The organism is Streptomyces sp. NPDC001108, assembly GCF_053598535.1.
This window is the reverse complement of the sequence record NZ_JBSFKL010000004.1, coordinates 191,492-217,097: the sequence shown is the minus strand read 5'-3', so window position 1 is coordinate 217,097 and position 25,606 is coordinate 191,492. Positions and strand designations below refer to the sequence as shown.

Below are 25,606 nucleotides of genomic sequence, written 5' to 3'. Positions count from 1 at the left end.
TCCGAACGAAAGGCCCCAGGCTCCCGTGTCCGTACGCGAACTCGTGGTCCTCGGCACCGCCAGCCAGGTCCCGACCCGGCACCGCAACCACAACGGCTATCTGCTCCGCTGGGACGGGGAGGGCATCCTCTTCGATCCCGGCGAGGGCACCCAGCGCCAGATGCTGCGGGCCGGTGTCGCCGCGCACGACATCGATCGGATCTGCGTCACGCACTTCCACGGCGACCACTCGCTGGGCCTGGCCGGGGTGATCCAGCGGATCAACCTCGACCAGGTCCCGCACCCGGTCACCGCGCACTACCCGGCGAGCGGGCAGCGCTTCTTCGAACGGCTCCGGTACGCCACCGCCTACCGCGAGTCCGTCGCCCTGACCGAGGCCCCCGTCGCCGCCGACGGGGCGCTCGCCACCACCGGCGGGTACACCCTCAGCGCCCACCGCCTCTCGCACCCCGTCGAGTCGTACGGCTACCGGCTCGTCGAGCCCGACGGGCGCCGGATGCTGCCCGGGAAGCTCGCCGAGCACGGCATCCGGGGCCCGGACGTCGGCCGCATCCAGCGCGAGGGCGCCCTCGGCGGCGTCACCCTCGACGACGTATCCGAACGCCGGCGCGGCCAGCGGTTCGCGTTCATCATGGACACCCGGCTCTGCGACGGCGTCCACGTCCTCGCCGAGGGCTGCGACCTGCTGGTCATCGAGTCGACCTTCCTCGACGAGGACGAACGGCTCGCCACCGACCACGGCCACCTGACCGCCGGCCAGGCGGGCCGGGTGGCCCGGGACGCGGGCGTACGGCACCTGGTGCTGACCCACTTCTCGCAGCGCTACGACGACCCGGCCGCCTTCGGGGCCCAGGCCCGCGCGGCCGGGTTCGAGGGCGAACTGACCGTCGCCCAGGACCTCTCCAGGATCCCCGTGCCCACCCGGCACCTCTGACCACCCCCGTACCAGCACCATCGTCTGTGAGCGTGAAGAACCCGTGCACCTCCCCAAGGCCGAACTCCATCTGCACATCGAAGGCACTCTCGAACCCGAGCTGGCCTTCGCCCTCGCCGCGCGCAACGGCGTGGACCTGCCGTACGCGGACACCGAGGAACTCCGCAAGGCCTACCTCTTCGACGACCTCCAGAGCTTCCTGGACCTCTACTACGCCCTGATGGCCGTGCTCCGCACCGAGCGCGACTTCGAGGAGCTCGCCGACGCCTACCTCGCCCGTGCCGCCACCCAGGGCGTCCGGCACGCCGAGATCTTCTTCGACCCGCAGGCGCACACCGCCCGCGGCGTCCCGATCGGCACCGTCGTCGAGGGGCTCGGCCGGGCGCTGGAGCGCAGCGAGGAGAAGCACGGCATCTCCACCCAGCTGATCATGTGCTTCCTGCGCGACGAGTCCGCCGACTCGGCGCTGGAGACCCTGGATGCGGCCCGGCCGCACCTGCACCGGATCAGCGCGGTCGGCCTGGACTCCGCGGAGGTCGGCCACCCGCCCGCCAAGTTCCGCGAGGTCTTCGAGGCGGCCGCCGCGCTCGGGCTGCGCCGGGTCGCCCACGCCGGGGAGGAGGGCCCGCCCGCCTACATCCGCGAGGCCCTGGACGTCCTCGGCGTCGAGCGGATCGACCACGGGCTGCGCTGCATGGAGGACCCGGAGCTGGTGGAGCGGCTGGTCGCCGAGCGGGTGCCGCTCACCCTCTGCCCGCTGTCCAACGTACGGCTGCGCGCCATCGACGTACTGGAGGAGCACCCGCTGCGCGAGATGATGGCCGCCGGCCTCCTGTGCACGGTCAACTCCGACGACCCGGCCTACTTCGGCGGCTACGTCGGCGACACCTTCCACGCCGTCCACGAGGCGCTCGGACTCGACCGCGAGCAGCTGCGCACCCTGGCCCGCAACTCCTTCGAGGCGGCCTTCCTCGACCACGACGAGGAGCGCCGGGCGCGCTACCTGTCCGAGGTCGAGGCGTACGCGTTCGACTGACCGGCGCCGCCCGCCGGCCCGGCCGTGCGGAACGCACCCCGCACCGGCCGCCTGCGCCGTACCGGCAGGCTGATCTCCGTGACGGCCTGCTCGGGCGAGCCCAGCCGGGGCACGGCACCGGGCACCGCCCCGGTGGTGACGGCGAGCAGCGCGGCCGGTGCGCCGCCCCGGCGGCGTACCGACCCCGGCACCAGCGGGCGGCCGCCGGTGTGCAGCGCGACGGCGGTGAACGGGGCGGCGATCAGCAGCGTGGCCGCGCCCAGCACCAGCCCCATCACCGGGTAGCCCGCCAGCTCCGACAGCACACTGCCGAGCACCGGGCCGCAGGCCACCCCGACCGACGACGCGGAGCCCGCGAGCACCGCCCAGCGGCCGCGCGCGTCCAGCGAGGCGGCCAGCCCGATCAGATACGACAGGACCACCGGGTACACGGTGTTCCAGAGGATCTCGCCGGTCGCGAACGAGCCGAGGCTCCCGGCCGAGGAGCTGAGCACGATGCTCACCGCGATGACCACGGTCCCCAGCCCGATCGGCACCGCCCGGCCCACCCGGGCCCCCAGCAGCCCGGCCCCCGCCACCCCGAGCAGCCCGGCCCCGAGCGCGGCGGCGAACACCGCGCCGATGACGACCTCGGAGAGCCCGACCTGGGCGACGCCGATCCGGCCGCTGACCCCCCACAGCGCGTTCTGCGCCATGGACCAGACGAGCATCCCGCCCGCGAGCACCAGCCCGGACCTGCGGTGCGGCAGCCGACCGCCGGCCGGAGCGCCGGAGACGGCGGGCGCGGGGCCGCCGAGCCGGGCGGTGGCGGGCCAGACGAGCAGCGCGACCAGGGCGATCGAGGCGAACGGCAGCCGGTGGCCGCCGCCCAGGTGCGGGATCGTCAGATAGAGGGCGCCCGCCGTGGCGGACACGCTCAGCAGCCCGAGCGAGGACGTCCGGTGCGGGTCGCGCTGGGCGGCGATGCCCGAGGCGGCCACGGCGGTCGCCGTCCCCGAACCGATCCCGCCGACCACCGCGCCCGCCACCACCAGCGGCACCGATCCGGCCAGCGCCGCGCAGCCGTACCCGGCCATGGCCAGCAGCAGCCCGATCCGGGCCGGCCGCCGCGGCCCGTACGACTCGACCCGGCCCGCCAGGGAGAACCCGGCGCTCGCCGAGCCCAGCAGCAGGGCACTGCCGACCAGACCGGCCTGGGCCGTGCCGAGGCCGAGATGGACGGAGAGCCGCCCGACGATGGTGGGGAGCAGGTAGGAGGCGAGGTAACCGGCGGTGAACACGGCGACCAGAGGCCACGCGGCGCGCGGGCGCGAGGACATGGGCGTTCCTGAAGACATGCCGGGACGCGGCAGAAGGCAAGGGGAGGGCAATGCGGGACATGCGAGATGTACGGGATGTACGGGGAATTCGCGCCACTCGTCGGCAACCGTCACCGAAGGGGCTCGCGAGCCAATTTGTATCAACCGCGGACAGTCCCCCGAAAGGCGGCCTCAAGTGATCTGGGTCACATCTGCGTTTACGCTCCGAGTGCGCGGGTAATAGCTGACGTTTGCGCTGGTCCGCGCCGTGTCCGCGGTGCTGCGACCGGCTCGCACGACCGGCGGCGCGCGCCCTCCGGTCACGCCTCCCGATCGGGCACACTGGCCGGATCCACCACGACCGGGAGTGCAAGGTGAGCGCGGACATTCCAGGCATCGACCCACTCGACGGGCTGCGCGCCCCGCAGGACCCGGACTGCGACGTCTTCCTCACCGGCACCGTCTTCCTCGACATCATCTTCACCGGCCTGGACAGCGCCCCCGTGCGCGGCACCGAGTCCTGGGCGCGCGGCATGGGCTCCAGCCCCGGCGGCGTCGCCAACATGGCTACCGCCCTCGCCCGGCTGGGCCTGCACACCTCCCTGGCCGCCGCCTTCGGCGACGACCACTACGGCGAGTACTGCTGGGACGCCCTGGAACAGGGCGAGGGCATCGACCTGTCCATGTCGCACACGGTCCCCGGCTGGCACTCCCCGGTGACCGTCTCGATGGCCTACGAGGGCGAGCGGACGATGGTCTCGCACGGCCACGAGGCCCCCGGCCCCGACGGCCCCGACGACGCCCCGGACGTCCCCCGCTGCCCGCCCCGGGCCCGCGCCGCCGTCGCCTCCCTCGCCCCCGGCCGCAGCGAACCCTGGGTTGCCGCCGCGGCCCGCGCCGGCGCCCGGATCTTCGCCGACGTCGGCTGGGACGAGACCGGCCGCTGGGACCTGGACGCCCTCACCGACCTGGAGCACTGCCGGGCCTTCCTCCCCAACGCGGAGGAGGCGATGCGCTACACCCGCACCGACTGCCCGCGCGCCGCCGCCCACGCCCTGGCCGAACGGGTGCCGCTCGCCGTGGTCACCCTCGGCCGGGAGGGCGCGTACGCGGTGGACGCGGCGACCGGACAGAGCGCCGAGGTGCCCGCGATCGAGGTCGAGGCGCTCGACCCCACCGGCGCCGGGGACGTCTTCGTCGCCGGATTCGTCACCGGCACCCTGGCGGACTGGCCGCTGGCCGACCGGCTGGCCTTCGCCGGACTCACCGCCGCCCTCTCCGTCCAGGAGTTCGGCGGCTCGCTCTCGGCGCCCGGCTGGACGGAGATCGCCGCCTGGTGGCAGCGGGTCCGCACCTTCGACGACCAGGACCCGGCCGCACTGCGCCGCTACGCCTTCCTGGACGACCTGCTGCCCGCCGCCGCCCGCCCCTGGCCGCTGCGCCGCGCCGTCCCGACGATCGGCTTCCGGCACCACGCCTGACGGCCGCGGGGCCCGGTTCGCCCATCTGTGCGAAAAAGCTCTCGGTGTTGCGGGTGCGGGGCCGTACGCTTGGTAATCCGAGAGGTTGTCGATCGGCGAGAACCTTGCAACGGGAGGTATGCGCAGGCCACAGAGCCGGCCCATGACTCAGACACCCACAGCCCAGACCCCTGCGCCGAGGCAGGCGCGAGCCCACTTCACCGTCCCCGCGAGCCATCCGATGGTGACGGTCCTGGGCTCGGGTGACGCCTTGCTGCGCGTGATCGAGACGGCCTTCCCGGCGGCCGACATCCACGTCCGGGGAAACGAGATCAGCGCCGTCGGGGAAGCGGCGGAAGTCGCCCTGATCCAACGCCTGTTCGACGAGATGATGCTGGTGCTCCGCACCGGTCAGCCGATGACGGAGGACGCAGTGGAACGCTCGATCGCCATGCTCCGGGCGGCGGAGCGCGGAGAGAAGGACGGCGAGGAGACCCCCGCCGAGGTGCTCACGCAGAACATCCTCTCCAGCCGCGGCCGCACCATCCGCCCCAAGACGCTCAACCAGAAGCGGTACGTCGACGCGATCGACAAGCACACGATCGTCTTCGGCATCGGCCCCGCGGGCACCGGCAAGACCTACCTCGCCATGGCCAAGGCCGTCCAGGCCCTCCAGTCCAAGCAGGTCAACCGGATCATCCTGACCCGCCCCGCCGTCGAGGCCGGCGAGCGGCTCGGCTTCCTGCCCGGCACGCTCTACGAGAAGATCGACCCGTACCTGCGCCCCCTCTACGACGCGCTGCACGACATGCTCGACCCCGACTCGATCCCGCGCCTCATGGCGGCGGGCACGATCGAGGTGGCGCCCCTGGCCTACATGCGAGGCCGGAGCCAACCGGTCTTCACGAACGTGCTCACGCCGGATGGCTGGCGCCCCATCGGCGAGCTCCAGGTCGGCGACCTTGTCATCGGCTCCGACGGCGAGCCCACGCCTGTCCTCGGCGTCTACCCGCAGGGCGAAAGAGACATCTACCGGGTCTCCGCCCAGGACGGTTCCTGGACTCTGTGCTGCGGCGAGCATCTGTGGACGGTCCGCACGGCGTCGGACAAGCGCCGTGATCGGCCCTGGCGGGTCATGGAGACCCAGGACATGATCGGCAATCTTCGCGCGGCGCACGCCCGCCGTTACGAACTGCCGATGCTCACCGCGCCCGTCAGCCTTCCCGCGCGAGAAGTCCCGATGGACCCGTATGCGGTGGGGCTTCTGCTCGGGGACGGCTGTCTGACCGGCTCGACCACCCCGGCGTTCGCCACCGAGGACCGCGAACTGGCCGAGGCGCTGGAAGAGGCACTGCCCGGTGTTTCGGTACGGCACAAGGGCGGGCCGGACTACGTTCTGAACAGGCAGAAGGCGCCGGGCGACGTCGTCACGCTGGAGAACCCGGTCACCCGTGTCCTGCGTGAGCTGGAGCTGCTGGGCAGCCGGTCCCACTCCAAGTTCGTGCCGGACGTGTACCTCCGTAATTCCGCGGACGTCCGCCTGGCCGTTCTCCAGGGGCTGCTCGACGCGGACGGTGGCCCGGTCACGCAGCGGGGACGTACCTGCCGTGTCCAGTACTCGACGGCATCGATCCTTCTCCGTGACGACGTGATCGCACTCGTGCAGTCCCTCGGGGGCACCGCGTACACCCGGCGCAGGGCTGCCGAGGGGCGCGCACCCGGGCTGGCGAGGGGCCGCGAGGTCCATCACCGCTACGACAGCCATGTGGTCGACATCCGCCTCCCCGAGGGCATCGAGCCCTTCCGCCTCGCCCGCAAGGCCGAGAAGTACCACGCGGCGGGCGGCGGCGGCCGTCCGACGCGTTTCATCGACAGCATCGAGCCGGCCGGACGGGAGGAGACGGTCTGCATCCAGGTGGCGGCGGAGGACTCGCTCTACGTCACACAGGACTATCTGCTGACCCACAACACCCTCAACGACGCCTTCATCATCCTCGACGAGGCGCAGAACACCAGCGCCGAGCAGATGAAGATGTTCCTGACCCGGCTCGGCTTCGACTCGAAGATCGTCATCACCGGTGACATCACCCAGGTCGACCTGCCGAACGGCACGAAGAGCGGTCTGCGCCAGGTCCAGGAGATCCTCGACGGGGTGGAGGACGTCCACTTCTCCAGGCTCACCTCCCAGGATGTCGTCCGGCACAAGCTCGTCGGCCGTATCGTCGACGCGTACGAGAAGTACGACAGCCGAGACAGCCACAACGGGAAGCAGTAGCAGCGCACCATGTCGATCGATGTCAACAACGAGTCCGGAACCGAGGTCGACGAGCAGGCGATCCTCGACATCGCCCGCTACGCACTCGCGAGGATGCGGATCCATCCGCTGTCCGAGCTCTCGGTGATCGTGATCGACGCCGACGCCATGGAGCAGCTCCACATCCAGTGGATGGACCTTCCCGGTCCGACCGATGTCATGTCCTTTCCGATGGACGAGCTGCGTCCGCCGTCGAAGGACGACGAGGAGCCCCCGCAGGGGCTCCTCGGTGACATCGTGCTCTGCCCTGAGGTCGCCAAGAAGCAGGGCGACGAGGCGGAGACCCGGCATTCCATGGACGAGGAGCTCCAGCTCCTCACCGTCCACGGGGTGCTGCACCTCCTCGGGTACGACCACGAGGAGCCGGACGAGAAGGCCGAGATGTTCGGGCTCCAGGCCGCGATCGTCGACGGCTGGCGCGCGGAGCGGGGCATGGAAGGCCCGTCGCCCGCCCCCACCGTCTCGTGAGCGTCCCCCTGGTCCTGGGTGCCGTGCTGCTGGTCGTCGTCGGCTGGCTGGCGGCCTGCGCGGAGGCGGGCATCGCCCGGGTCTCCAGCTTCCGGGCCGCCGAGGCGGTCCGCTCCGGCCGGCGCGGCAGCGCCCGGCTGGAGCAGGTCGCGGCCGACCCGACCCGCTACCTCAACATGGCCCTGCTGGTCCGGGTCGCCTGCGAGATGTCGGCCGGGGTGCTCGTCACGTACGCGTGCCTGCAGGAGTTCCCGGAGACCTGGCAGGCGCTGGCCGTCGCCATGGCGCTGATGGTGCTCGTCTCCTACGTCGCCATCGGCGTCTCGCCGCGCACCATCGGCCGCCAGCACCCGCTGAACACCGCCACCGCCGCCGCGTACGTCCTGCTGCCGCTGGCCCGGGTCATGGGCCCGATCCCGCAGCTGCTGATCCTCATCGGCAACGCGCTGACCCCCGGCAAGGGCTTCCGCAAGGGGCCGTTCGCCAGCGAGGCCGAGCTGCGGGCGATGGTCGACCTCGCCGAGGCGGAGTCGCTGATCGAGGACGAGGAGCGCCGCATGGTGCACTCGGTCTTCGAACTCGGTGACACACTCGTGCGCGAGGTCATGGTGCCGCGTACGGACCTGGTCTGCATCGAGCGCTACAAGACGATCCGGCAGGCGCTGACCCTGGCCCTGCGCTCCGGTTTCTCCCGCATCCCGGTCACCGGGGAGAACGAGGACGACATCGTGGGCGTCGTCTACCTCAAGGACCTGGTCCGCAAGACCCACATCAACCGCGACTCCGAGGCCGACCCGGTCTCCACCGCGATGCGCCCCGCCACCTTCGTGCCCGACACGAAGAACGCGGGCGACCTGCTGCGCGAGATGCAGCAGGAGCGCAACCACGTCGCCGTCGTGATCGACGAGTACGGCGGCACGGCGGGCATCGTCACCATCGAGGACATCCTCGAGGAGATCGTCGGCGAGATCACCGACGAGTACGACCGCGAGCTCCCGCCCGTCCAGGAGCTCGGGGACGACCGCTTCCGAGTGACCGCCCGCCTGGACATCGGCGATCTCGGGGAGCTGTTCGGCTTCGACGAGTACGACGACGAGGACGTGGAGACCGTCGGCGGGCTGCTGGCCAAGGCGCTGGGGCGGGTGCCGATCGCCGGTGCCTCGGCCGTGGTCGACCTGCCGGACGGGCGCCGGCTGCGGCTGACCGCGGAGTCCCCGGCCGGCCGCCGGAACAAGATCGTCACGGTGCTGGTGGAGCCGGTGGCGCCCGAGCCGGAGGAGGCCGCGTGACCCCGGAGAAGCTGCGGGCGCTCTGCCTGGGGTTCAACGCGAGCGTCGAGGAGTTCCCGTTCGGGCCCGAGACCTCCGTCTTCAAGGTGCTCGGCAAGATGTTCGCGCTCAGCGCGCTGGACGCCCGCCCGCTGACGGTGAACCTGAAGTGCGATCCGGACGAGGCGGTGCGGCTGCGGGAGAAGTACGAGGCCGTGGTGCCCGGCTGGCACATGAACAAGCGCCACTGGAACACGGTGACGGTCTCCGGCGTCCCCGACCGGGTACTGCGCGAGCTGGTCGAGGACTCCTACGACCTGGTGGTGGCCGGGCTGCCCCGGGCGGAGCGGCTCCGGCTCGACCGGCCGTAGGCCGGGTCCCGGCGGCCCGTGCGCGGGGGCTCGCGCACGGGCGCGGCGCCGGTTCGTATGCTCGGCACATGACTGAGAGCACCGACCTCGGCCCCGAGGACCGCAAGATCGTCACGCTGGCACGCAGCGCCCGTGCCCGCAACGGTGTGCCGGAGGGCGCGGCCGTACGGGACGAGACCGGGCGCACCTACGTCGCGGGCACCGTACGGCTGGAGTCGCTGAAGCTGAGCGCGCTCCAGACCGCCGTGGCCATGGCCGTCGCCAGCGGGGCCACCTCGCTGGAGGCGGCCGCGGTCGTCTCGGAGGCGCAGACCCCGTCCGAGGAGGACCGGGCCGCCGTGCGCGATCTGGGCGGTCCGGACACCCCGGTCCTGCTCGCCGGGCCGGACGGCGCCCTGCGGGTCAGTGTCACGGCGGGCTGACCCGGCCGCAGCTCCGTGCGCGCGTACGGATCTTGACAGCATCTGATGGTCCATCAGTGAACGTGCTCCGTCCCCATTGACTTCTTCGGGGGCGGAGCCGTCAATGGGCCCCCGTCGGCGCGGGCGCGGAAGAGCCGCTGCCCGCATCCGCAGGAGGGGGCTCCATGCGTTCGACCGTCCGCAGAGTCAGTACGCGAAGATCCGGCGCCCGCAGGCATCCCGCCCGCGCCCGCCGCTGGGCCGCCGCGCTGGGCGTCGGCGCGCTCGTCGTCGCCGGGGGAGGCGTGCTCGCGGGCCCCGCGCAGGCCCTGGCGACCGCCTCGGTCCCGGTGGACTTCCCCACCCACTGCATCCCGCCGGCCATCGCGGGCATCCCGCCGATCGACGGGACGACCAGGGCCGAGATCACGGTCGACAACGCCGCCCCGAAGGTCGGCGACACGGTCACCGTCACCTACACCGTGATCGAGGCCGCCGCGAGCAACCCGGTCGACCTCGCCCTGCCCGCCGACATCATGACGCCGACCGGCAAGGTCACCGTCGGCGGCGCCCAGAGCGCGAGCGTCACGGTCACCGGCCCGAAGAAGAACGACCCGGTGCCCGGCAAGGGCGTCTTCCCGTCGTTCTCGATGACCGGCACCTTCACGGTCACCGCCCCCGGGCAGATCAGGCTCTCGCCCGGCGACTACAACATCCACACCAGCTACATCATGGAGCTGGACACCCCCTGCACCGTGACCGATCCGCCCGCCCCCGTCTCCGAGACGATCATCGCGACGGACGAGGGCGGCCAGGTCAACGAGCGCGCCATCCGGCTCGGGGCCGCCTCCGGCCCGGCGGGCGGGGCGGTCGCCGTCACCGGGTCGAAGTTCACCCCGGGCGCCTCGGTCACCCTGGCCGGCCGGGCCGGTGACCGGCAGACCGCCGACACGGCCACCGTCACCGCGGACGGCTCGGGCGGCTTCGACGGACGGCTCACCGTCACCGACCCGGCGACCACCGGGATCGTCGCGTACGAGGGCGGCTCCTGGGACCCGGCCAAGGGGGCGGGCCCCCAGGCGTACACCGTCACCCCCGGCGGCGGTGAGGTTCCGGACGGCAGCCAGCGGCTGAAGACCTCCGTCCGGGCGGGCACCCTCTCCATGGTCCAGGACGGGGACACCGTCGAGATGTCGGCGGTCGACCTCGGCCGCGGCGGCGCCTCCCGGGGCTCCCTGCGGACGGTCACGGTCGAGGACTACCGAGGCGGCCCCGCGGGCTGGTCCCTGACCGGGAAGGTCACCGACTTCCAGGGCCCCGGCGGCGCGACGATCGGTGCGTCGGCGCTCGGCTGGACCCCGGCCTGCACGACGAAGGCCGGCAGCCCGAGCACCTGCCTGGCGGGCTCGGCCGGACCGGTCGGCAGCGGGGGCGCCACCCTGGCCTCCGCCCCGAACGGCACGGTGACCGGCGGCGAGTTCACCGTCGACGCCCGGCTCGCGCTGACCGTACCGGCGTACACCGCCCCCGGCGCGTACTCCGGAGTGCTCACGCTCACCCTCACGTGACCGAGCGTCTTCCCGCAGCCGGTGGTCCGGGCGCGCACCCGTCCGGACCGCCGGCACGTTCCGTCCCGCCCACCATCCGGGGGTCCCGTACCGTGCGCCGCATCCGCATCCGCATCCGCCCGTTCCTGCCGACCGGCATCCGCCCGGCCGGTCTCCTCCTGGCCGGTCTGCTCCTGGCGGCCGGGACGCCCCCCGCCCACGCCGCGGACAACGGCAGCTGGTCGGTCTACCCGGCCACCACCCGCCTCGGCCAGCGCCCGTACTTCTACCTGTCGGCCGACCCCGGGGCCACGCTCCACGACAAGGTCACCGTCACCAACAAGGGCGACCGGCCGCGGACCTACCGCCTCTACGCGGCCGACGCCTACAACACGGCCCGCGACGGCGGCTTCGCCGTACGAGGCGAGGACGAGCGGCAGCGCTCGGTCGGCGCCTGGGCCAGGACCGGCCGCCCACGGGTCACCGTGCCCCCGCGGGGTTCGGTGGACGTCCCGATCACCGTCACCGTCCCCGAGGACGCCGAACCGGGCGACCACCCCGGCGCGCTGGTCGCCCTCGACGAGCAGGTCGGCCCGGCCGGTGACGGATCCGTCGCCGTCGGCATCCGGCGGGCCGTCGGCGCCCGGATCTACCTGCGGGTGAACGGGCCGACCGTGCCCGCGCTCTCGGTGGACGACATCCGCATCGAGCACAGCCAGCCCCTGGTCCCCGGCACCGGCAGCAGCCGGGCGGTCATCTCGTACACGCTCCGCAACCGGGGCAACGTCACCCTCAGCCCCAAGGTCGCGCTCCGCGCCGAAGGGCTCTTCGGCCGCACCCTGCTCGCCCGCGACCTCAAGCGCGTCCCCTCCGAACTGCTGCCCCGCCAGCAGGTCCGGCTGACCGAGCAGTGGGCCGGCGCCCCGCAGCTGGAATGGGGCGAGGTCCGGCTCACCGCGAGCGCCGACCGGACCAGGGAGTCCGCCACCGCCTCGTACTTCGCGCTGCCCTGGCTGGTGGCGGGGGTCCTGCTGGTGGCCGTCGCCGGAGGGACCGCGCTGTGGGTACGGGCCCGCCGCGCCCGGAGCCGTACGGCCTGAGAGCGCGCCGGGCGGCCCCTGACCGGGCGGCCACGCCCCGGCACGCGCGCCTCCGGCATGCCGGAAGGGCCGAGCAGCCCCGCCACCGGGCCCTCCCGGTGCCCCGGAATCGCACGCACCGTGCCGCGTCCGCTCTGCGGTCGGAGGCCACCCGGCAGGCTCGGCGCCGGCACCGACCGGCCCCGCGGTACGGCGGGGCCGCCGGGATCGGGGACAATGGGCGCCATGAGCGTTCGACCTGACACAGACGCCGCCGCGCGGCAGGCCCCGGGCACAGCCCCCCACCGGGCCGGTTTCGCCTGCTTCGTGGGCCGCCCCAACGCGGGCAAGTCCACTCTCACGAACGCTCTGGTCGGCCAGAAGGTGGCGATCACCTCCAACCGGCCGCAGACCACCCGGCACACCGTGCGCGGCATCGTGCACCGCGAGGACGCCCAGCTGATCCTGGTCGACACGCCCGGCCTCCACAAGCCGCGCACCCTGCTCGGCGAGCGGCTCAACGACGTCGTGCGGACCACCTGGGCCGAGGTCGACGTCATCGGCTTCTGCCTGCCCGCCGACCAGAAGCTCGGCCCCGGCGACAAGTACATCGTCAAGGAGCTCGCGGCGATCAGGAAGACGCCCAAGCTCGCCATCATCACCAAGACCGACCTGGTCGACTCCAAGCAGCTCGCCGAGCAGCTGATCGCCGTCTCCCGGCTCGCCGAGGAGCTCGGCTTCGAGTGGGCGGAGATCGTCCCGGTCTCCGCCGTCGAGGACAAGCAGGTCGGGCTGCTGGCCGACCTGATCGTGCCGCTGCTCCCGGAGAGCCCGCCGCTCTACCCGGAGGGCGACCTCACCGACGAGCCCGAGATGGTCATGGTCGCGGAGCTGATCCGCGAGGCCGCGCTCGAAGGCGTACGGGACGAGCTGCCGCACTCCATCGCGGTCGTCGTCGAGGAGATGCTGCCGCGCGAGGACCGCCCGGCCGACAAGCCGCTGCTCGACATCCACGCCAACGTCTACATCGAGCGCCCCAGCCAGAAGGGCATCATCATCGGCCCCAAGGGCAAGAGGCTGAAGGACGTCGGGACCAAGTCCCGCAAGCACATCGAGGCGCTGCTCGGCACGCCGGTCTTCCTGGACCTGCACGTGAAGGTCGCCAAGGACTGGCAGCGCGACCCCAAGCAGCTGCGCAAGCTCGGCTTCTGAAGCCCGCTCCTCATCCGCCGTCGGCCGGTCTCACGCGCCCTCCTTCAGGACGCGTGAGATCAGGGCCCGCTGGGCGTCGGTCAGCTTCGGGTCCGCGCAGTGCACCGTGCGGCCGCCGACCGTGATCCGGTAGCGGAAGCCGTCCGGCACCCCCTGCGGAGGCGCCTCGTGGCCCTCGGCGAGCGCGGACGCGGCCAGCGCCTCCCACTCCGCCCCGTCGTCCCGCCCGGCGGTGTCGATCTCACGATCGCGTGGGATGCCGGTGAAACCACCGGTCCTGCTGACCTGAATACGCATGCGACGACCTCCGGGCCGGGCGGGCTGACTGGGTTCTACGAGGTCGGAACACCCACTTCCGACCACGCCTTCAGGACGGCCTCGACCTCGTCGCCCTCACCGAAGCGGCTGCGGGCGGCCTCGACCGTCAGCCGGGCGAAGTCCGAGAAATCGGCGTCCGTAGCCAGTTGACCACCTGTGAGCACATCGAACCAGAGCTGACCGGCCCGTTCCCACGCATGGCCGCCGAGCGCCGTCGCCAGCAGGTAGAACGCGCGGTTGGGAATGCCGGAGTTGATGTGCACCCCGCCGTTGTCCTGGCTGGTGCGGACGTAGTCGTCCATCGAGGCGGGCTGCGGGTCCTTGCCGAGCACGTCGTCGTCGTACGCCGTGCCCGGGGCCTTCATCGAGCGCAGCGCGACGCCCTGGACGTCGGGGGCCAGCAGGCCGGCGCCGATCAGCCAGTCGGCCTGGTCGGCGGTCTGGCCCAGGGTGTACTGCTTGACCAGGGAGCCGAAGACGTCGGACACCGACTCGTTGAGCGCGCCGGACTGGCCGTAGTAGCTCAGGTTGGCGGTGTACTGGGTCAGGCCGTGGGTCAGCTCGTGGCCGATCACGTCGATCGCGACGGTGAAGTCGAGGAAGACCACCCCGTCCCCGTCGCCGAAGACCATCTGCTCGCCGTCGAAGAAGGCGTTGTTGTACTTCTTGTCGTAGTGGACCGAGCCGATCAGCGGCAGCCCGTTGCCGTCGATCGAACGGCGGCCGTACGCCTTGAGGAGCAGCTCGAAGGTGGAGCCGAGCCCGGCGTACGCGCGGTTGACGCTGGCGTCCTGGGTCGGGTCGTCTCCCTCGGCGCGGACCTTGGTGCCCGGGAGATCGGTGCGGTGGCGGCAGTCGTAGATCGTCCGGTTCGGCTTGTCGGACTCCTCCGCACCGTCCGCGGGACGGGGCGCGACGGCGACCATCGTGGTCATCTGGCGCCGGGTGCGGCGGGCCGCGTCGCCCTCCAGGGTGCGGCGGGAGGGCCCGGCGAGGTCGGGGTTCTCGGACTGCGAGAGCTTGTCGAGAACGTGGGGCGGCACGATCGTGCAGAAGACGGGGTGGAACCCGTCGGGTGACTGAGGCTGCATACAACCGACTGTGGCACCGGCGTCACCGCGATGTCACCCATTGCGACGAGGATTGACGAAATGGAGTGATCGGTCGCCGTTGGGCGTTTCCTGCGCCCGGTCCCGCATACTGATACGGGACGGACGCATCAGCCGCCTCTCGGCTACGCTCGCCGCATCATGCGTTTCGGGCTGCTTCTTCTTAGCTGCCGCGGCGAGGGCCTGTAGTCGTAGGCCGACCCCCTCCCCGCGGAGTCTGGTGCTGCAGCGACACAGTCGGCCGTCCCACCGCTGGATCCCGAGGAGCCGTACGTCATGACCGCCACCCGCCCGACGCCGATCACCAACGCGACGCGGCTGCAGAAGCCGTCCGGGATGCCGATCCACAAGTACCGCGGTTACGACGCGGTCGACATCCCCGACCGCACCTGGCCGGACCAGCGGATCACCCGGGCCCCCCGCTGGCTCTCCACCGACCTGCGCGACGGCAACCAGGCCCTGATCGACCCGATGTCGCCGGCCCGCAAGCGCGAGATGTTCGACCTGCTCGTCCGCATGGGCTACAAGGAGATCGAGGTCGGCTTCCCGTCCTCCGGCGAGACCGACTTCGCGTTCGTCCGATCCATCATCGAAGAGGGCGCGATCCCCGAGGACGTGACGATCTCCGTCCTGACCCAGGCCCGCGAGGACCTGATCGAGCGGACCGTGGAGTCCCTGATCGGCGCCCGCCGCGCCACCGTCCATCTGTACAACGCCACCGCGCCGACCTTCCGCCGGGTCGTCTTCCGCGGCTCCAGGGACGACATCAAGCAGATCGCCGTGGACGGCACCCGGCTGGTCATGGAGTACGCGGAGAAGCTGCTGGGCCCGGAGACGATCTTCGGCTACCAGTACAGCCCGGAGATCTTCACCGACACCGAGCTGGACTTCGCCCTGGAGGTCTGCGAGGCCGTCTGCGACGTGTGGCAGCCCGAGGAGGGCCGCGAGATCATCCTCAACCTGCCCGCCACCGTGGAGCGCTCGACGCCGTCCACGCACGCGGACCGGTTCGAGTGGATGTCGCGCAACCTGACCCGCCGCGAGCACGTCTGCCTCTCCGTCCACCCGCACAACGACCGCGGCACCGCCGTGGCCGCCGCCGAGCTGGCCCTGATGGCCGGGGCCGACCGGATCGAGGGCTGCCTGTTCGGCCAGGGCGAGCGCACCGGCAACGTCGACCTGGTCACCCTGGGCATGAACCTGTTCTCCCAGGGCGTCGACCCGCAGATCGACTTCTCCCAGATCGACGAGGTCCGCCGCACCAGCGAGTACTGCAACCAGATGGAGGTCCACCCGCGCCATCCCTACGCGGGCGACCTGGTCTACACCGCCTTCTCCGGCTCCCACCAGGACGCCATCAAGAAGGGTTTCGACGCCATGGAGGCCGACGCGGCCGCCCAGGGGCGGACGGTCGACGACATCGAGTGGGCGGTGCCGTACCTGCCGATCGACCCGAAGGACGTCGGCCGCAGCTACGAGGCCGTCATCCGGGTCAACTCGCAGTCCGGCAAGGGCGGGATCGCCTACGTCCTGAAGAACGACCACAAGCTGGACCTGCCGCGCCGGATGCAGATCGAGTTCTCCCGGATCATTCAGGCCAAGACCGACGCCGAGGGCGGCGAGGTCACGCCGACCCAGATCTGGTCCACCTTCCGCGACGAGTACCTGCCCAACCCGGACGACGCCTGGGGCCGCGTACAGCTGCGCACCGGCCAGACCACCACCGGCTCCGACGGTCGCGACACGATCACCGTCGAGGCGACCGTGGACGGCACCGACACCGTGCTGAGCGGCACCGGCAACGGCCCGATCTCCGCGTTCTTCGAAGCGCTGCAGGCCATCGGCATCGACGCCCGGCTGCTGGACTACACCGAGCACACCATGAGCGAGGGCGCCAGCTCCCAGGCCGCCTCGTACATCGAGTGCGCCATCGACGGAAAGGTCCTGTGGGGCATCGGCATCGACCCCAACACCACCCGGGCCTCGCTCAAGGCCGTCGTCTCCGCCGTCAACCGCGCCAGCCGCTGACCCCGGCGCCCCGCGGGGCACCGCCCGGACCCCGTCCTCCCGTACCAGGAGGGCGGGGTTCGGCCATCTCCGCGGTGGTTGTGACGGGCGAGGTGCTGACGGCGCCTCACGACTGTGGTTAACATCACGTGCACCCGGCAATGTTGCCGGAGTGTTACGGAGGTGTGCGACGTGCGGTCAGCGCTGGGACGACGCGCCAGGAAGCTGCGCATCTGCGGCATTCGCACCACCTGGGACCCGGTCGGCGACGGGGAGTTCTTCTGCCCCGGCTGCGGCGGCGACCGGAACTACCGCCGCCTCACCGGCCGTCGGCGCTTCGCCGTGCTCGGCGTGCCGATGGTGCGCCGCGGCACCGTGGGCCCGGTCGTCGAATGCGCCGCCTGCCGGGAGCACTTCGGCATCGACGCGCTCGACCACCCCACCACCACCCGGCTCTCCACCATGCTCCGGGACGCCGTCCACACCGTGACGCTCGGCGTCCTGGCGGCCGGCGGCACCGCCTCCCGCCCCGTCCTGGAGGCCGCGACCGCCACCGTGCGCGGCGCCGGGTTCGACGACTGCACCGCGGAGCAGCTCCGTACCGTCGTCGAAGTCCTCGCCGCCGACGTTGGGGACGGCTCGGGGCCGGCCGCCGAGGCGTGCGGCGCGGCCCTCGCCATCGAGCTCCACGAGGCGCTGGAACCGCTCGCCCCCCACCTGGCCCCCGCCGGGCGCGAGGCGGTCCTGCTCCAGGGCGCCCGGATCGCGCTCGCCGACGGCCCGTACGGACCGGCCGAGCGCGAGGTACTGACCACCATTGGCGGCGCCCTCCAGCTCCGTGCCGAGGACACCGCCCGGCTCCTCGCCGAGGCCGCCCGCACCCCCTCCTGACCGCCCGGCGGCCCGGCACCCCCTCCCCGTACCGGACAATGGACGCATGAGCTTGTTCCGGGACGACGGCGTGGTGCTGCGCACGCAGAAGCTGGGCGAGGCCGACCGGATCATCACGATCCTGACCCGCGGCCACGGCCGGGTGCGCGCCGTCGCCCGAGGGGTGCGGCGCACCAAGTCCAAGTTCGGCGCCCGGCTGGAGCCCTTCTCCCACGTCGACGTGCAGTTCTTCGCCCGGGGCAGCGAGCTGATCGGCCGCGGGCTGCCGCTCTGCACCCAGAGCGAGACGATCGCCCCGTACGGCGGCGGCATCGTCACCGACTACGCCCGCTACACCGCCGGCACCGCGATGCTGGAGACCGCCGAGCGGTTCACCGACCACGAGGGCGAGCCGGCGGTCCAGCAGTACCTGCTGCTCGTCGGCGGGCTGCGCACCCTGGCCCGGGGCGAGCACGAACCGCATCTCATCCTCGACGCGTTCCTGCTGCGCTCGCTCGCCGTCAACGGCTACGCCCCCAGCTTCGCGGACTGCGCCCGGTGCGGACTGCCGGGGCCGAATCGGTTCTTCTCCGTCGCGGCGGGCGGGGTGGTGTGCGGCGACTGCCGGGTGCCCGGCAGCGTCGTACCCTCGGCGGAGGCCGTCACGCTGCTGAGCGCGCTGCTCAGCGGCGACTGGGAGACGGCGGACGCGTGCGAGACGCGTCATGCCAGGGAGGCGAGCGGGCTGGTGTCCGCGTATCTGCACTGGCATCTGGAGCGCGGGCTGCGCTCACTGCGGTATGTAGAGAAGTGACACAGGCGGATCAGGCACAGGGAGCGGGACAGTTTCATGGCAGTACGCGGGATGCTCGGCGGCCGTAACAAGCGCGACTACAAGACCCCGGAACCGCACCCGTCCGGTGCCACGCCCCCCAGGATCCCCGGAGAGCTGGTGCCCAAGCACGTCGCCGTCGTGATGGACGGCAACGGCCGCTGGGCCAAGGAGCGCGGTCTGCCGCGCACGGAGGGCCACAAGGTCGGCGAGGGCGTCGTCATGGACGTGCTCAAGGGCTGCATCGAGATGGGCGTCAAGAACCTCTCGCTGTACGCGTTCTCCACGGAGAACTGGAAGCGGTCCCCGGAAGAGGTGAAGTTCCTGATGAACTTCAACCGGGACGTGATCCGCCGCCGTCGCGACGAGATGGACGAGCTGGGCATCCGCATCCGCTGGGTGGGCAGGATGCCCAAGCTGTGGAAGTCCGTGGTCCAGGAGCTCCAGGTCGCCCAGGAGCAGACCAGGGACAACGACAGGATGACGCTGTACTTCTGCGTCAACTACGGCGGCCGGGCCGAGATCGCCGATGCCGCGCAGCGGATCGCCCAGGACGTGGCGGCCGGGAAGCTCGACCCGTCGAAGGTCAACGAGAAGACCTTCCAGAAGTACATCTACTACCCGGACATGCCGGATGTGGACCTCTTCGTCCGCCCCAGCGGGGAGCAGCGCACCTCGAACTACCTGATCTGGCAGAGCGCCTACGCCGAGATGGTCTTCCAGGACGTGCTCTGGCCGGACTTCGACCGCCGCGACCTGTGGCGGGCCTGCCTGGAGTTCGCCCAGCGGGACCGGCGCTTCGGCGGTGCGGTGGAGACGCAGCAGCTCGCGAAGTGACGGCGGGAGGTCCGGGGGCGGTGCTCCCGGACCTCGTCGCTCACGCCTTCTCGGTGTCCTGTTTGCCGGCGCACTCGGCGCAGGTGCCGAAGATCTCCACGGTGTGCGCCACGTTGACGTAGCCGTGCTGGGCGGCGATGGTCTCCGCCCACTGCTCCACCGCCGGGCCCTCGACCTCCACGGCCTTGCCGCACAGCCGGCAGACCAGGTGGTGATGGTGGTCCCCGGTCGAGCAGCGGCGGTACACGGACTCGCCCTCCGTGGTGCGCAGCACGTCGACCTCGCCCGCGTCGGCGAGGGACTGGAGGGTGCGGTAGACGGTGGTCAGTCCGACCGAGTCGCCGCGGTGCTTGAGCACGTCGTGCAGCTCCTGGGCGCTGCGGAACTCGTCCACCTCGTCGAGCGCCGCGGCCACCGCCGCCCGCTGGCGGGTCGACCGGCCGCGTACCGGGGCCGCGTTCGTTCCACTGATCGGCGCCGTCGCCACAGCAGCCTCCTCGTGTCGCCCGTACCTGTGTCGGGCCATTGTGCCAGCCCGGCCCGGTCTCAGGGCCGAACCACGAGATCGTCCCCGGCGGCCCGGGTGGCCGGTACTTCCAGGGTGCATCCGTCGGTGCCCGTCTCGTCCCGCCGGGCGCGGCGCCGGGCCAGCGGGGCGGCGAGCGCCGTCAGTCCGACGAAGACGGCGATGGCCAGCAGCACGATCGTCGCCCCGGGCGGGACGTCCTGGTAGTAGGAGGTGACGGTGCCGGCCAGGGTCACCGCCGTGCCGATGACGACGGCGAGGACGAACGTCACCCGGAAGGAGCGGGCGATCTGCTGCGCGGCGGCGACCGGCACCACCATCAGCGCGCTGACCAGCAGTAGCCCGACGACCCGCATCGCGACGGTCACGGTGACCGCCGCGGTGACCGCGACCAGCAGGTTCAGCGCGCGCACCGGCAGCCCGGTGACCCGGGCGAACTCCTCGTCCTGGCTGACCGCGAAGAGCTGGCGGCGCAGTCCCAGCGTCACCAGCAGCACGAAGGCGGCCAGCAGGCAGATCGAGGTGATGTCGCCGGTGGAGACGGTGGACAGCGAGCCGAAGAGGTACGAGGTGAGGTTGGCGCTGGAACCGGTGTCGGAGAGGTTGATCAGCAGCACCCCGCCCGCCATGCCGCCGTAGAAGAGCATGGCCAGCGCGATGTCGCCGCGGGTGCGGCCGTACCAGCGGATCAGCTCCATGACGACCGCGCCGGCCACCGCGACCGCCGTGGCCATCCAGACCGGGCTGGTGGAGAGCAGGAAGCCGAGGCCGACGCCGGTCATGGCGATGTGGCCGATGCCGTCGCCCATCAGGGCCTGGCGGCGCTGGACGAGGTAGACGCCGACGGAGGGGGCGATGACGCCGACGAGCACGGCGGCGAGCAGGGCCCGCTGCATGAAGGGGGGGTTCAGGAATTCCATGGTCAGCTCAGCAGTCCCGTCCGGGTGGGCTCGTAGGCCGCGTGGGGGTGTACGTGGTCGTGGCCGGGCAGGGCGTGCTGGCCCCGCGCCTCCGGGGGCGGCCCGTCGTGCAGGACGCAGCCGTCGCGTAGCACGATCGCGCGGTCGATCAGCGGTTCCAGCGGGCCGAGTTCGTGCAGGACGAGCAGGACCGTGGTGCCGGCCGCGACCTGCTCGCGCAGGGTGGCGGCGAGGATCTCCTGACTGGCCAGGTCGACGCCGGCCATCGGCTCGTCCATGATCAGCAGCTCCGGTTCGGCGGCCAGCGCGCGGGCGATCAGCACCCGCTGGTGCTGCCCGCCGGAGAGCGCCTCCACCGGGTCCCCGGCCCGGTCGGCGAGGCCGACCAGCTCGATGGCCCGGTCGACGGCGGCCCGGTCGGCCCGGCGCAGCAGTCCGAGCCGGGTACGGGACAGCCGTCCGGAGGTGACGACCTCGCGAATCGTGGCGGGGACGCCGCCGGACGCCGTGGTGCGCTGGGGCACGTAGCCGATCCGCGCCCACTGCCGGAAGCGGCGCAGCGGGGTGCCGAACAGCTCGACGGAGCCGCCGGTGAGCGGGACCTGGCCGATGACGGAGCGCACCGCGGTGGACTTGCCGGAGCCGTTGGCGCCGAGGAGGGCGGCGACCTCGCCCCGGTGGACGGTGAAGTCGATGCCCCGCAGCACCCGGCGGGCGCCCAGCGTGGCGGAGGCGCCGCGCAGGGCTATGACGGGTTCGGGGGTGGTGCTCCCGGTCGCGGGCATGGGTGCCTCCGGTGCTGCGGGGGTGGGGGTGGGGGACGTCACTTCGCGCCGAGCGCCTTCTGGAGGGCGGCGAGGTTGGACCGCATGACCTCCAGGTAGTCGGTGCCCTTGGACTGCTTGGTGATGCCTTCGAGCGGGTCCAGGACGTCGGTGCGCAGGCCGGTGTCCTTGGCGAGCGTCCTGGCCGTCCGGTCGCTGGCGAGCGTCTCGAAGAACACGGTGGTGGCCTTGTCCTTCTTGGCTATGGCGTGGATCTCGTTGATCCGGGCGGGGCTGGGGTCGGCCTCCGGGTCGACGCCCGCGATGCCCTCCTGGGTGAGGCCGTAGCGCTCGGCGAGGTAGCCGAAGGCGGAGTGGGTGGTGATGAACGTCCGGGTCGCGGTGGACCGCAGGCCGTCCTCGAAGGCGGTGTTCAGCTCGTCGAGCCGGGCGACCAGGGCGGTGGTGTTCTTCCGGTAGTCCGCGGCGTGGGCGGGGTCGGCCTTCTCCAGGCTCTTGCCGACGCCCTTGGCGACCTCGGCGTACTTGACCGGGTCGAGCCAGACGTGGGGGTCGGCCCCGGCCTCGTCGCCGTGGTGCTCGTGGCCGTGGTCGTCCGCGCCCACCTCGGTGCCGTGGTCCTCCAGCGTGGTGAGCGTCGAGGCGTCGAGGACGTGCTTGGCGCCGGAGAGCCCGATGGCGTCGTCGACGGCCGGCTGGATGCCCTTGAGGTAGAGGACGAGGCCGGCGTCGGTGAGCCCGCCGATCTGCCGCGGGCTGAGCTCCAGGTCGTGCGGTTCCTGGCCGGGCTTGGTGAGCGTGGTGACGGAGACGTGCTCGCCGCCGATCCGCTCGGCGAGGAACTGCATCGGATAGAAGGAGGCCACCACGTCCAGCCCGTCGCCCTTCTTGCCGTCCGCGCCGTCGGCGGCGGAGCAGCCGGTGAGCGCGGCGAGACCGAGGGCGGCCGCCGTGGCGGCGGCGGGGACGGGGACGAGGCGGCTTATGTTCATGACAGTCATTTTCAACAAAGCTGGAAACGATTGTCAACAAGGATGATGAGATGACCGCGCGACCGGCGGGGCCGGTCCCAATTTGTTCGACAGGGCGTGCCCGCCGGTAATCTGAAGCCCGCAGGAGCAGCACGCCGTCGTAGAAGAGAGCACCGTGGCCGCCGACAAGATCGACTCCATCGTCAGCCTGAGCAAGCGCCGAGGCTTCGTCTATCCCTGTAGTGAGATCTACGGTGGTCAGCGAGCCGCCTGGGACTACGGGCCGCTGGGTGTCGAGATGAAGGAGAACCTGAAGCGCCAGTGGTGGCGCTACATGGTCACCTCCCGCGAGGACGTGGTCGGTATCGACTCGTCGGTCATCCTCGCCCCCGAGGTCTGGGTCGCCTCCGGTCACGTCGCCACGTTCACCGACCCCCTCACCGAGTGCACCTCCTGCCACAAGCGCTTCCGCGCGGACCACCTGGTGGAGGCGTACGAGGAGAAGCACGGCCACGGCCCCGCGAACGGCCTGGCCGACCTCAACTGCCCCAACTGCGGCAACAAGGGCACGTTCACCGAGCCCAAGCAGTTCTCCGGGCTGCTCTCCACCCACCTCGGCCCGACCCAGGACTCCGGCTCCGTCGCGTACCTGCGCCCCGAGACCGCCCAGGGCATCTTCACCAACTTCGGCCAGGTGCAGCAGACCTCGCGCAAGAAGCCGCCGTTCGGCATCGCCCAGATGGGCAAGTCCTTCCGCAACGAGATCACTCCCGGCAACTTCATCTTCCGGACCCGCGAGTTCGAGCAGATGGAGATGGAGTTCTTCGTCAAGCCGGGCGAGGACGAGGAGTGGCAGCAGTACTGGATGGACCAGCGCTGGAACTGGTACACCGACCTCGGCATGCGCGAGGAGAACATGCGGTGGTACGAGCACCCCAGGGAGAAGCTCTCCCACTACTCCAAGCGCACCGCCGACATCGAGTACCGCTTCCGCTTCGGCGGCAGCGAGTGGGGTGAGCTGGAGGGCGTCGCCAACCGCACGGACTACGACCTCAAGGCCCACTCCACCGCCTCGGGCACGGACCTGTCGTACTTCGACCAGGAGGCCGGCGAGCGCTGGACCCCGTACGTCATCGAGCCCGCGGCCGGTGTCGGCCGGGCGATGCTCGCCTTCCTCCTCGACGCCTACGTCGAGGACGAGGCGCCCAACGCCAAGGGCGTCATGGAGAAGCGCACCGTGATGCGCCTCGACCCCCGCCTCGCGCCGGTCAAGGTCGCCGTGCTGCCGCTCTCCCGCAACCCGCAGCTCTCGCCGAAGGCCAAGGGCCTCGCGACCGACCTCCGGAAGAACTGGAACATCGAGTTCGACGACGCGGGCGCCATCGGCCGCCGCTACCGCCGCCAGGACGAGATCGGCACCCCGTTCTGCGTCACCGTCGACTTCGACACCCTCGACGACAACGCGGTGACCGTGCGCGAGCGCGACACGATGAAGCAGGAGCGCGTCTCCCTGGACCAGATCCAGGCCTACCTCGGCGCCCGCCTGCTCGGCTGCTGAGGCCCGTACGCCGGAGCCCCCGACCCCTCGCATCCGCCGGAGGGGCCGGGGGCTCCGGCGATTCCGGCGCACTGCCGCCGCCTGCCGCGCGAGTAGGGTGCGCGGGGTGAACACCGCACCCCCGCCCCGCCGCGCCTTCCGTCTGATCGTCACGGGGGGAGGCACCGGAGGTCATACCTACCCCGCCCTGACCGCGATCCGCGCTCTGCGGAGCAGGCTCGCGGCGGACGGCGGACAGCTCGACGTCCTGTGGATCGGGACGCCCGACGGGCTGGAGGCCCGCGTCGCACCGGCCGAGGGCATCGCCTTCACCACGGTCGCCACCGGAAAGATCCGGCGTTCCGGCAACCCGCTCAAGCTGGTATCGCCGGCCAACGTCAAGGACATGGCGCGGGTGCCGCTCGGGGTCGCGCAGGCCCGTCGGATCGTCGCCGACTTCCGGCCGGACGTCGTCCTGGCCACCGGCGGCTACGTGGCCGTTCCGGCGGGGCTGGCCGCCCGCCTGTGCCGACGCCCGCTGGTCCTCCACGAGCAGACCGTGCGCCTGGGCCTCGCCAACCGGAGACTCGCGGGCTCGGCGACGAGGATCGCGGTGTCCTCGGAGTCGTCACTGCCGCTGCTGCCGGACTCGGTGCGTGCCGCTGGGGTCGTCACCGGCAACCCCGTCCGGCCCGAGGTGCTGACCGGCCACGCGGACAAGGCGGTCGAGGCGCTGGGGTTGCGCGGGTTCGACCGGCGTCTGCCCACCGTGTACGTCACCGGCGGCGCCCAGGGTGCCCAGCAGATCAACGGAATCGTCCGTGACGCTCTGCCGTGGCTGCTGGAGCGCGCGAACGTGATCCACCAGTGCGGCCCGGACCACGTGGACGCGCTGCGGGCACACGGGGCGGTCCTGCCCGAGGCGCTGCGGGGGCGGTACCACCTGACCGGGTTCGTCGGTGCGGAACTGCCTGACGTCCTGGCGCTCGCGGAAGTCGTGGTCTCCCGCAGCGGGGCCGGGACACTCGCCGAGCTGACCGCCCTGGGCAAGCCCGCGGTCTTCGTCCCGCTCGCCACGTCGGCCGGGAACGAGCAGGCGCACAACGCCCGCCACCTGGAGGAGGCCGGCGCCGCCGTCGCCCTGCTCGGCGAGGTCACCGCCGACCGGCTCAAGGACACGGTCGGTCCGCTGCTCACCGACCGCGTACGGCGTGCGGCGATGGCGGAGCGGGCGCGTGCGCACGGCCGACCGGACGCGGCGGACAGGCTGGTGGACGTGCTCCTGTCCGCAGCTTCCGGGTGATCAGAGCGGTACTGGACCCGTACCGGCCCCGCCCGGGCGAAAAACCGGTGCGCGGGGTGGGGCGGGGCCGGTACGGTTCCGGCATGTATGCGTTCTTCCAGATCTACGAGTGAGAGCGCGGCGGGTCCGCGTACCCGCCGCCACCGGACCGATCACGGGTCGCCCGGACCGCATGTCGCACGGCGGCCTCACTTCGCACTACG

General features: G+C 72.0%; 24 protein-coding genes. 17 read left to right on the top strand and 7 right to left on the bottom strand.

Going from position 1 to position 25,606, the window contains the following annotated elements; all coding sequences use genetic code 11:
- Positions 1 to 25 precede the first annotated feature (25 nt).
- Positions 26 to 934, top strand: coding sequence for a ribonuclease Z (locus tag ACWC97_RS12435; RefSeq protein WP_392278989.1), 909 nt, complete (start codon positions 26 to 28; stop codon positions 932 to 934).
- A 43-nt stretch (positions 935 to 977) separates the two neighbouring features.
- On the top strand, positions 978 to 1,970 hold the full coding sequence (locus tag ACWC97_RS12430; protein ID WP_450649025.1) for an adenosine deaminase: 993 nt from the start codon (positions 978 to 980) through the stop codon (positions 1,968 to 1,970).
- On the opposite strand, the gene ACWC97_RS12425 is transcribed toward ACWC97_RS12430, so the two are convergent.
- Positions 1,934 to 3,289 (bottom strand): MFS transporter, encoded by a 1,356-nt coding sequence (locus tag ACWC97_RS12425; RefSeq protein ID WP_352275226.1) that lies wholly within the window; start codon positions 3,287 to 3,289, stop codon positions 1,934 to 1,936. The genes ACWC97_RS12430 and ACWC97_RS12425 overlap by 37 nt on opposite strands.
- Before the next feature lie 353 nt (positions 3,290 to 3,642).
- Here ACWC97_RS12425 and ACWC97_RS12420 point away from each other — a divergent pair, with 353 nt between their 5' ends.
- The 9 genes from ACWC97_RS12420 (at position 3,643) to era (ending at position 13,388) form a co-directional block, all read left to right on the top strand.
- Positions 3,643 to 4,749: a carbohydrate kinase family protein gene (locus tag ACWC97_RS12420; protein WP_352275224.1), complete on the top strand. Its 1,107-nt coding sequence runs from the start codon at positions 3,643 to 3,645 to the stop codon at positions 4,747 to 4,749.
- A 142-nt stretch (positions 4,750 to 4,891) separates the two neighbouring features.
- Complete coding sequence (locus tag ACWC97_RS12415; protein ID WP_450649022.1) at positions 4,892 to 7,003, top strand: PhoH family protein; 2,112 nt, start codon at positions 4,892 to 4,894, stop codon at positions 7,001 to 7,003.
- Between the two features lie 9 nt (positions 7,004 to 7,012).
- Complete coding sequence (gene ybeY / locus ACWC97_RS12410; protein WP_352275221.1) at positions 7,013 to 7,510, top strand: rRNA maturation RNase YbeY; 498 nt, start codon at positions 7,013 to 7,015, stop codon at positions 7,508 to 7,510.
- The gene (locus tag ACWC97_RS12405; RefSeq protein ID WP_385204317.1) at positions 7,507 to 8,799 is read left to right on the top strand and encodes a hemolysin family protein; all 1,293 of its coding nucleotides are present in this window, start codon (positions 7,507 to 7,509) and stop codon (positions 8,797 to 8,799) included. Before ybeY ends, ACWC97_RS12405 begins: the two co-directional genes overlap by 4 nt.
- Positions 8,796 to 9,149 carry an MmcQ/YjbR family DNA-binding protein gene (locus ACWC97_RS12400; RefSeq protein ID WP_352275219.1) on the top strand — a complete coding sequence of 118 codons (354 nt, stop codon included), beginning with the start codon at positions 8,796 to 8,798 and terminating at the stop codon, positions 9,147 to 9,149. Before ACWC97_RS12405 ends, ACWC97_RS12400 begins: the two co-directional genes overlap by 4 nt.
- A 68-nt stretch (positions 9,150 to 9,217) precedes the next feature.
- Positions 9,218 to 9,571 carry a cytidine deaminase gene (locus ACWC97_RS12395; protein WP_352275218.1) on the top strand — a complete coding sequence of 118 codons (354 nt, stop codon included), beginning with the start codon at positions 9,218 to 9,220 and terminating at the stop codon, positions 9,569 to 9,571.
- A 164-nt stretch (positions 9,572 to 9,735) separates the two neighbouring features.
- Complete coding sequence (locus ACWC97_RS12390; RefSeq protein WP_450649019.1) at positions 9,736 to 11,118, top strand: beta-xylosidase; 1,383 nt, start codon at positions 9,736 to 9,738, stop codon at positions 11,116 to 11,118.
- A gap of 101 nt (positions 11,119 to 11,219) precedes the next feature.
- Positions 11,220 to 12,197 (top strand): WxL protein peptidoglycan domain-containing protein, encoded by a 978-nt coding sequence (locus tag ACWC97_RS12385; RefSeq protein ID WP_450649252.1) that lies wholly within the window; start codon positions 11,220 to 11,222, stop codon positions 12,195 to 12,197.
- A gap of 216 nt (positions 12,198 to 12,413) precedes the next feature.
- Positions 12,414 to 13,388 (top strand): GTPase Era, encoded by a 975-nt coding sequence (gene era / locus ACWC97_RS12380; RefSeq protein WP_352275215.1) that lies wholly within the window; start codon positions 12,414 to 12,416, stop codon positions 13,386 to 13,388.
- Positions 13,389 to 13,418: 30 nt separating this feature from the next.
- Here the strand turns inward: era and ACWC97_RS12375 are convergent, their stop codons facing one another.
- On the bottom strand, positions 13,419 to 13,685 hold the full coding sequence (locus tag ACWC97_RS12375; protein WP_352275213.1) for a protealysin inhibitor emfourin: 267 nt from the start codon (positions 13,683 to 13,685) through the stop codon (positions 13,419 to 13,421).
- A gap of 35 nt (positions 13,686 to 13,720) precedes the next feature.
- Positions 13,721 to 14,797: a M4 family metallopeptidase gene (locus ACWC97_RS12370; protein WP_352275212.1), complete on the bottom strand. Its 1,077-nt coding sequence runs from the start codon at positions 14,795 to 14,797 to the stop codon at positions 13,721 to 13,723.
- A 294-nt stretch (positions 14,798 to 15,091) separates the two neighbouring features.
- Here ACWC97_RS12370 and leuA point away from each other — a divergent pair, with 294 nt between their 5' ends.
- The 4 genes from leuA (at position 15,092) to ACWC97_RS12350 (ending at position 19,361) form a co-directional block, all read left to right on the top strand.
- Positions 15,092 to 16,843 carry a 2-isopropylmalate synthase gene (gene leuA, locus ACWC97_RS12365; RefSeq protein ID WP_450649016.1) on the top strand — a complete coding sequence of 584 codons (1,752 nt, stop codon included), beginning with the start codon at positions 15,092 to 15,094 and terminating at the stop codon, positions 16,841 to 16,843.
- Between the two features lie 171 nt (positions 16,844 to 17,014).
- Positions 17,015 to 17,713 (top strand): TerB family tellurite resistance protein, encoded by a 699-nt coding sequence (locus tag ACWC97_RS12360; protein ID WP_450649014.1) that lies wholly within the window; start codon positions 17,015 to 17,017, stop codon positions 17,711 to 17,713.
- Positions 17,714 to 17,759: 46 nt separating this feature from the next.
- Complete coding sequence (recO, locus tag ACWC97_RS12355) at positions 17,760 to 18,506, top strand: DNA repair protein RecO (RefSeq protein WP_352275207.1); 747 nt, start codon at positions 17,760 to 17,762, stop codon at positions 18,504 to 18,506.
- Between the two features lie 36 nt (positions 18,507 to 18,542).
- Positions 18,543 to 19,361, top strand: coding sequence for an isoprenyl transferase (locus tag ACWC97_RS12350; protein ID WP_352275205.1), 819 nt, complete (start codon positions 18,543 to 18,545; stop codon positions 19,359 to 19,361).
- A 40-nt stretch (positions 19,362 to 19,401) separates the two neighbouring features.
- Here ACWC97_RS12350 and ACWC97_RS12345 read toward each other — a convergent pair whose 3' ends face one another.
- Genes ACWC97_RS12345 through ACWC97_RS12330 form a run of 4 tightly spaced genes read right to left on the bottom strand, consistent with a single transcriptional unit; the run spans position 19,402 to position 22,584 of the window.
- Complete coding sequence (locus tag ACWC97_RS12345) at positions 19,402 to 19,848, bottom strand: Fur family transcriptional regulator (RefSeq protein WP_450649012.1); 447 nt, start codon at positions 19,846 to 19,848, stop codon at positions 19,402 to 19,404.
- 59 nt (positions 19,849 to 19,907) lie between these two features.
- A complete protein-coding gene (locus tag ACWC97_RS12340; protein WP_352275202.1) occupies positions 19,908 to 20,807 on the bottom strand; it encodes a metal ABC transporter permease in 900 nt (299 codons plus the stop codon).
- Positions 20,808 to 20,809: 2 nt separating this feature from the next.
- On the bottom strand, positions 20,810 to 21,592 hold the full coding sequence (locus tag ACWC97_RS12335) for a metal ABC transporter ATP-binding protein (RefSeq protein WP_352275201.1): 783 nt from the start codon (positions 21,590 to 21,592) through the stop codon (positions 20,810 to 20,812).
- Between the two features lie 38 nt (positions 21,593 to 21,630).
- The gene (locus ACWC97_RS12330) at positions 21,631 to 22,584 is read right to left on the bottom strand and encodes a metal ABC transporter substrate-binding protein (protein ID WP_352275200.1); all 954 of its coding nucleotides are present in this window, start codon (positions 22,582 to 22,584) and stop codon (positions 21,631 to 21,633) included.
- Positions 22,585 to 22,738: 154 nt separating this feature from the next.
- On the opposite strand from ACWC97_RS12330, the gene ACWC97_RS12325 reads away from it, so the two are divergent.
- Complete coding sequence (locus ACWC97_RS12325) at positions 22,739 to 24,121, top strand: glycine--tRNA ligase (RefSeq protein ID WP_450649009.1); 1,383 nt, start codon at positions 22,739 to 22,741, stop codon at positions 24,119 to 24,121.
- Positions 24,122 to 24,227: 106 nt separating this feature from the next.
- Complete coding sequence (locus tag ACWC97_RS12320) at positions 24,228 to 25,403, top strand: UDP-N-acetylglucosamine--N-acetylmuramyl-(pentapeptide) pyrophosphoryl-undecaprenol N-acetylglucosamine transferase (RefSeq protein ID WP_450649007.1); 1,176 nt, start codon at positions 24,228 to 24,230, stop codon at positions 25,401 to 25,403.
- The last annotated feature ends 203 nt before the right edge of the window (positions 25,404 to 25,606 follow it).